The organism is Rhodoferax sp. (assembly GCF_034520025.1).
In the GTDB taxonomy this organism is placed as follows: domain Bacteria; phylum Pseudomonadota; class Gammaproteobacteria; order Burkholderiales; family Burkholderiaceae_C; genus Allorhodoferax.
The window spans coordinates 1,713,469-1,720,118 of the sequence record NZ_JAXHNZ010000001.1; the positions used below are offsets into that span (position 1 = coordinate 1,713,469).

A 6,650-nucleotide genomic window follows, 5' to 3' on the forward strand; every position below is an offset into this window, starting at 1 on the left:
CCGGTTCTCAAAATGGGCATCTCGATTCGCGCTTACGCCCGTCACCGTGGTGTGACCGACACCGCTGTTCACAAGGCCATTCGCGCCGGTCGGATCACGCCGGAGGCCGACGGCACCATTGATGCTGACCGTGCTGACCGTGAATGGGCGCGCAACTCCGATGCCCCCAAGGCCGGAACACGAGCGAAGGCCGCGAAGGTCGCCGTGCCAGAGGGTGGTGGCGACGGGCCTGCCGCCTTACCCGCTGGTGGTGCGTCCTTGCTTCAGGCGCGCACGGTCAATGAGGTGGTCAAGGCGCAGACCAACAAGGTTCGGCTGGCCCGGCTGAAGGGCGAGCTGGTGGACAGGCCGCAGGCCATCGCCCACGTTTTCAAGCTGGCGCGCTCCGAACGCGATGCGTGGCTGAACTGGCCCGCGCGTGTTTCGGCGCAGATGGCCGCCAAGCTCAATGTCGATCCGCACACGATGCACGTCGCCCTGGAGGCGGCGGTGCGTGAGCACCTGCAGGAGCTGGGCGAACTGCGACCCAGGGTGGACTGATGCTGGATGTTGAATACGAAGGCGCGGCCGAGATCGAGCGTGCTTGGCGCGAGGGGCTGACGCCCGATCCGCTGCTCTCCGTGTCCGAATGGTCGGATCGTCACCGGATGCTGTCCAGCAAGGCGTCCGCCGAGCCGGGTCGTTGGCGTACCAGTCGCACGCCGTACCTCAAGGCGATCATGGACTGCCTGTCGCCGACGTCGCCGGTCGAGCGCGTGGTGTTCATGAAGGCTGCCCAGCTCGGCGCGACCGAGATGGGGTCGAACTGGATCGGCTACGTGATCCACCACGCGCCGGGGCCGATGATGGCGGTGTGGCCGACGGTGGATATGGCCAAGCGCAACTCCAAGCAGCGGATCGACCCGTTGATCGAGGAGTCGGCGGCATTGAGCGCATTGATTTCGCCAGCGCGGTCACGAGACTCGGGCAACACCATCTTGGCCAAGGAGTTCCGGGGCGGTGTGCTGGTGATGACCGGGGCCAACAGCGCGGTCGGCCTGCGGTCAATGCCGGTGCGGTATCTGTTCCTCGACGAGGTGGATGGCTACCCCCTAGACGTCGATGGCGAGGGTGATGCGATTTCGCTGGCGGAAGCGCGCACGCGCACTTTCGCGCGCCGCAAAATCTTCATCGTCTCGACGCCGACGATCTCGGGGGCGAGCGCCATCGAACGCGAGTACGAGGCTAGCGATCAGCGTCGGTACTTCCTGCCGTGCCCACATTGCTCGCATCGTCAGTGGCTGCGCTTCGAGCAGTTGCGATGGGAAAAAGGGCAACCGGACACAGCAGCCTACATCTGCGAGTCCTGCGACGAGCCGATTGCCGAGCACCACAAGACGTGGATGCTGGAGCACGGCGAATGGCGCGCGATGATCACCGATGGGACAGGCAAGACGGCAGGTTTCCACCTGTCGTCGCTGTACAGCCCGGTGGGCTGGCGCTCCTGGCGCGACATCGCTGCAGCGTGGGAGAGCGCCGTCAGCAAGGAGTCGGGGTCGGCAGCTGCCATCAAGACGTTCAAGAACACCGAGCTGGGTGAGACCTGGGTCGAAGAAGGCGAAGCGCCCGACTGGCAACGGTTGGTCGAACGTCGGGAGGCCTACCGGCTCGGCACGGTTCCACACGGTGGGCTGCTGCTGGTCGGCTCAGCCGACGTGCAGAAGGATCGCATCGAGGCGTCCGTGTGGGCTTTCGGACGCAGCAAGGAGTCCTGGCTCGTCGAACACCGCGTGCTGATGGGCGATACCGCCCGCGATGCAGTGTGGAAGCGCCTCGCCGAGTTGATCGCAGAGACATGGACGCACGCCTCGGGCGCTGCGATGCCATTGGCTCGCTTCGCTCTGGACACCGGCTTTGCGACGCAGGAGGCCTATGCCTTTGTGCGGGCTTGCCGTGACCCGCGCGTGATGCCGATCAAAGGCGTACCGCGCGGCGCGGCCCTGATTGGTACGCCGACGGCCATCGATGTCTCGCAAGGCGGCAAGAAGCTGCGCCGAGGCATCAAGGTGTTTTCGGTGGCGGTGGGCATCGCCAAACTGGAGTTCTACAACAACCTGCGCAAGAGCGCAGACGTCAGCGAGGACGGCGTGACCACGGTCTTTCCAGCCGGGTTCGTTCACTTGCCCAAGATCGACGCGGAGTTCATCCAGCAGCTCTGCGCCGAACAGTTGATTACCCGCCGCGACCGCAACGGCTTCCCGGTGCGCGAGTGGCAAAAGATGCGCGAGCGCAATGAAGCGCTCGACTGCTACGTGTACGCGCGGGCGGCCGCATCGGCGGCGGGCCTGGATCGATTCGAGGAACGCCACTGGCGCGAACTGGAGCGTCAACTCGGGATGGAACGGCCACCGGATGAGCCGCCCCCGATTCAAGCATTTGACCCAGACGAGGCCACCCAACGCGGTGGCCTTTCTGTTTCTGCAACCCCACCACGGCGGCGCGTCATCAAAAGCCGCTGGTTGTCTTGAGTTTTTTCATAGGAGCATGTCATGAGTCTTGCCACACGCATCGAGAGCCTGGTCATCCGGGTCGCCCAAGAGTTCAACGATGTCCGCGCCAAAGCGGGAAACCTCGCCAACCTGAACACGACCGACAAGTCGAGTCTGGTGGCCGCCATCAACGAATTGCAGACTGCAGTGCTGTCTGCTGCCGTGATCAACGACGAACAGGTCAGTGCCACCACCGCCTACTCGTCGAACAAGATCGTTTCCTTGCTCGATGCCCTCAAGACTGAGATTTTGGGCGGTGCAGATGCGGCCTACGACACCTTGGTCGAAATCCAGCAGTTGCTGCAAAACGGCACCACTGGCCTGGATGCCTTGCTGGCAGCGGTCAACAACCGTGTGCGGTATGACGCGGCTCAAACCCTGACTGAGGCGGAGCAATTGCAGGCGCGCACCAACATCGGTACGGTGTCTGCGGTCGATGTGGGCAACACCGACGCCGACTTCGTGACCATCTTCGAAGGTTCTTTGGTCTGATGAGCCTCGCAAGCCGCATCGCCGCGTTGGCTGATCGAGTCGGGCTGGAGGTAAAGGCCAAGATCGAGGCCAGCCATCCAGGGGTGGCTCGGGCATGGGTCTGCTTTGGCTACGTGGGCAACCAGATCGTGTTGCGCGCCGCGCACAACGTGACGAGCGTGACCCGGTCAGCTGCTGGACGCTATCGCGTCCGTTTCGCTGTGGCGATGGCCGACACCCAGTACTGCTGGGTGGCATTGGCTCGCAGCAGCGTCGACACCGGCACCCAGCGACTGGCCGTCATCCGGGCGACAGCAGACAGCAAGACCACGCAATACGTCGATGTGTCCTGCGCCACCACCGCAACCAGCTTTGCGGATTCCTCCGAAATCAACCTCGTGGTGTACCGCTGATGGCCTACACAGAAGCCCAACTCCAAGCATTGGAGACCGCGCTCGCCAAGGGCGAACACCGCGTCAGCTTCGGCGACAAGACGGTCGAGTACCGCTCGGTCGATGAACTGAAAGCCGCGATCCGTGAGGTCAAACGTGGCATCTCCGAGCAAGCGACTGCAACTGGCCTATGGCCCGGCCCGCCGCGCCAGATCCGGGTCACGACCTCGAAGGGGTTTTGATGGCCTGGTTTTCGAAGATCCAAAGTTTGTTCGGCCAGCAACCCGTCCACGAAGCGGCTGGCCGTGGCCGCCGCTCGTTGGCTTGGATGCCTGGCAACCCGGGGGCTGTCGCCGCGATGTTGGCGACCAACACCGAACTGCGCATCAAGAGCCGCGACCTTGTGCGCCGCAATGCCTGGGCGCAGGCCGGTATCGAAGCGTTCGTGTCCAACGCGGTCGGCACCGGCATCAAGCCGCAGAGTCTGGCTGCAGACGAGCGCTTCAAGACCGACGTGCAAGCGCTGTGGCGCGACTGGACGGAGGAAGCCGATGCGGCAGGCCAGACCGACTTCTACGGCCTGCAGGCGCTCGCCTGCCGAGCGATGCTCGAAGGTGGCGAATGCCTGATCCGGCTGCGCCCGCGCCGCCCCGAGGACGGTCTGGTCGTTCCGCTGCAGCTCCAGTTGCTGGAGCCAGAGCACCTGCCGATCAGTCTCAACCTCGATCTGCCTTCGGGCAACGTGGTGCGCTCTGGCATCGAATTCGACAGCCTCGGGCGGCGCGTTGCGTACCACCTGTACCGCTCGCACCCCGAAGACGGTCGGCTGGCTCCGATGTCGGGCCAGGGCGGGATGGACACGGTGCGCATCGATGCGAAGGAAATCATCCACCTGTTCCGCGTCCTGCGTCCCGGCCAGATCCGGGGCGAGCCTTGGTTGTCCCGGGCCCTGGTCAAGCTCAACGAACTTGACCAGTACGACGATGCCGAACTGGTGCGCAAGAAGACCGCCGCGATGTTCGCCGGGTTCGTCACACGGCAGAGCCCGGAGGACAACCTGATGGGTGAAGGCGCGGCCGATGGCGATGGCATTGCGCTCGCCGGGCTGGAACCGGGCACCTTGCAGATATTGGAGCCCGGCGAGGACATCAAGTTCTCCGACCCGGCCGACGTTGGTGGCTCGTATGGCGAGTTCCTGCGCACGCAGTTCCGCGCGGTCGCCGCTGCCATCGGTGTCACCTACGAGCAGTTAACCGGCGACCTCACAGGCGTGAACTACTCGTCCATTCGCGCTGGGATGCTGGAGTTCCGGCGTCGCTGCGAGATGGTGCAGCACGGGGTGCTTGTGCATCAGATGTGCCGCCCGGTGTGGGCGGCGTGGATGAAGCAGGCCGTGCTCGCCGGTGCCATCGAAGCTCCCGGCTTCGCGCGTGGTGGCCCCGCTCGCCGTCGCCAGTACAGCCAAGTGAAGTGGATTCCCCAGGGCTGGCAGTGGGTCGATCCTGAGAAGGAGTTCAAGGCCATGCTGCTGGCCATCCGTGCAGGCCTGATGAGTCGCTCGGAAGCCATCGCTGCTTTTGGCTACGACGCCGAAGACGTCGACCGCGAGATCGCCGCCGACAACCAGCGCGCCGATGACCTTGGCTTGATCTTCGACTCCGACCCGCGCCGCACCTCCAAGGACGGCGGAAGCGCCGAGCCGAACAAGAACGCTGCCGACGCCACGCAACCCGGCAACTCCTCGTCCGCCTGAAGGATTTTCATGACCCTGTTGCCACATTTGGCGGCACGCCTCTACGGTGTGCCGCTGGCGATCCATCGCCCAAAACTTGACGTGATCCTGGCCGTGCTCGGCCCCCGGATCGGCTTGGCTGATTTGGCTGCGCCCTCGGGCGTCACGCCGCCTTCGCGCCAAGCGGCCACCCAGACTGTGAAGGTCGCGGTCATCCCGATCCACGGCACGCTGGTGCGACGCACCGTGGGCCTGGAAGCCGAATCCGGCTTGACCAGTTACGCGGGCCTAAGCGCGCAGTTGGACGCCGCGCTGGCAAGCCCGGATGTCGCCGCCATCCTGCTCGACGTCGATTCGCCGGGTGGCGAGTCGGGCGGCGTGTTCGATCTGGCCGACCGCATTCGTGCGGCTGCCCAGACAAAGCCGGTCTGGGCTGTGGCCAACGACATGGCCTTCTCTGCTGCCTACGCACTGGCGTCTGCTGCCAGCAAGGTGTTCGTGTCGCGCACCGGTGGCGTCGGCTCGATTGGCGTCATTGCGATGCACGTCGACCAATCCGAGAAGGATGCCCAGGACGGCGTCCGCTACACGGCGGTCTTTGCGGGCGACCGCAAGAACGATCTCAACCCACACGAGCCAATTTCCAGCGAAGCCCACGCCTTTCTCAAGGGCGAGGTGAATCGCGTCTACGGCCTGTTCGTCGAGACGGTGGCCCGCAACCGGGGGATCGATGCCTCTGCCGTGCGCGACACCGAGGCCGGGCTGTTCTTCGGGAAAGCCGCTGTCGCCATCGGTCTGGCCGACGCCATCGGCACCTTCGACGACGCACTTGCGCAGCTTTGCGAATCCCTTTCCCCACTCCCGAAGCTGGCAGCGAGCCAATCGGGCCTTTTTAGCAACCTCCAGATGGAGTCATCAATGAATGATCGAACCGACCCCGCTGCTCCTGATCGGCTTGCTGCTGATCCTGCTGGCAGTTCTTCTCAACCGGCGGCCACCGCCATGACCGTGGCTGATGCGATTGAGGTCGCCCAGACCTGCACCCTGGCGGGGCGTACCGACCTGATCGCGGGCTTCCTCGAAGCGAAAGCCTCACCAGCCAAGGTGCGCAGCCAGTTGCTGGCTGCGCAGGCTGAAGCCAGCCCCGAGATCGTCAGCCGTATCTCCCCCGATGCCGCTGCGTCCACCGCCGCCAGCAACCCGCTGCTCGATGCCGCGAAGCAGCTCGCCGCCAAGTCCGCATCACTGAAAAAGGAGATCTGAGATGCCCACCGTGTTTTCTGAATCGATGAACTTGGGCGACCTGCTCAAGTACGAGGCCCCGAACCTCTACTCGCGCGACCGCGTCACCGTGGTCGCAGGCCAGACCCTGCCGCTGGGTGCGGTCGTCGGGATGGTCACTGCCACGGGCAAGGTCAAGCAGATCGACCCCTCGGCCACCGACGGCAGCCAGTACGCCGCAGGTGTGCTGATGCAGAAGTGCGATGCCCATCTGGCGGATCGCGATGACGGCCTGATGGTGGCGCG

General features: G+C 64.6%; 8 protein-coding genes. All 8 read left to right on the plus strand.

The window, feature by feature from the left end:
* Nucleotides 1–12 precede the first annotated feature (12 nt).
* Nucleotides 13–540: an elements of external origin gene (locus U5L73_RS08285; RefSeq protein ID WP_322561892.1), complete on the plus strand. Its 528-nt coding sequence runs from the start codon at nt 13–15 to the stop codon at nt 538–540.
* Entirely contained in the window at nt 540–2,507 is a 1,968-nt protein-coding gene (locus U5L73_RS08290) for a phage terminase large subunit family protein (RefSeq protein ID WP_322561893.1), read from the plus strand. Before U5L73_RS08285 ends, U5L73_RS08290 begins: the two co-directional genes overlap by 1 nt.
* A gap of 21 nt (nt 2,508–2,528) precedes the next feature.
* Nucleotides 2,529–3,020, plus strand: coding sequence for a hypothetical protein (locus tag U5L73_RS08295; protein WP_322561894.1), 492 nt, complete (start codon nt 2,529–2,531; stop codon nt 3,018–3,020).
* Complete coding sequence (locus U5L73_RS08300; protein ID WP_322561895.1) at nt 3,020–3,412, plus strand: hypothetical protein; 393 nt, start codon at nt 3,020–3,022, stop codon at nt 3,410–3,412. Before U5L73_RS08295 ends, U5L73_RS08300 begins: the two co-directional genes overlap by 1 nt.
* Nucleotides 3,412–3,633, plus strand: coding sequence for a phage head-tail joining protein (locus tag U5L73_RS08305; RefSeq protein WP_322561896.1), 222 nt, complete (start codon nt 3,412–3,414; stop codon nt 3,631–3,633). The genes U5L73_RS08300 and U5L73_RS08305 overlap by 1 nt, the downstream gene beginning before the upstream one ends.
* Nucleotides 3,633–5,144 (plus strand): phage portal protein, encoded by a 1,512-nt coding sequence (locus U5L73_RS08310; protein ID WP_322561897.1) that lies wholly within the window; start codon nt 3,633–3,635, stop codon nt 5,142–5,144. Before U5L73_RS08305 ends, U5L73_RS08310 begins: the two co-directional genes overlap by 1 nt.
* Nucleotides 5,145–5,153: 9 nt before the next feature.
* Nucleotides 5,154–6,386: a S49 family peptidase gene (locus U5L73_RS08315; RefSeq protein ID WP_322561898.1), complete on the plus strand. Its 1,233-nt coding sequence runs from the start codon at nt 5,154–5,156 to the stop codon at nt 6,384–6,386.
* Nucleotide 6,387: 1 nt separating this feature from the next.
* Nucleotides 6,388–6,650: head decoration protein (locus tag U5L73_RS08320; RefSeq protein ID WP_322561899.1), on the plus strand; the 263-nt coding region annotated here is incomplete at its 3' end.

What these genes read in the sequence shown, in the direction of transcription:
- U5L73_RS08315 (WP_322561898.1), top strand. Translation starts at nt 5,154, where the DNA reads ATGACCCTGTTGCCACATTTGGCGGCACGCCTCTACGGTGTGCCGCTG.
- U5L73_RS08285 (WP_322561892.1), top strand. Translation starts at nt 13, where the DNA reads ATGGGCATCTCGATTCGCGCTTACGCCCGTCACCGTGGTGTGACCGAC.
- U5L73_RS08290 (WP_322561893.1), top strand. Translation starts at nt 540, where the DNA reads ATGCTGGATGTTGAATACGAAGGCGCGGCCGAGATCGAGCGTGCTTGG.
- U5L73_RS08305 (WP_322561896.1), top strand. Translation starts at nt 3,412, where the DNA reads ATGGCCTACACAGAAGCCCAACTCCAAGCATTGGAGACCGCGCTCGCC.
- U5L73_RS08295 (WP_322561894.1), top strand. Translation starts at nt 2,529, where the DNA reads ATGAGTCTTGCCACACGCATCGAGAGCCTGGTCATCCGGGTCGCCCAA.
- U5L73_RS08310 (WP_322561897.1), top strand. Translation starts at nt 3,633, where the DNA reads ATGGCCTGGTTTTCGAAGATCCAAAGTTTGTTCGGCCAGCAACCCGTC.
- U5L73_RS08300 (WP_322561895.1), top strand. Translation starts at nt 3,020, where the DNA reads ATGAGCCTCGCAAGCCGCATCGCCGCGTTGGCTGATCGAGTCGGGCTG.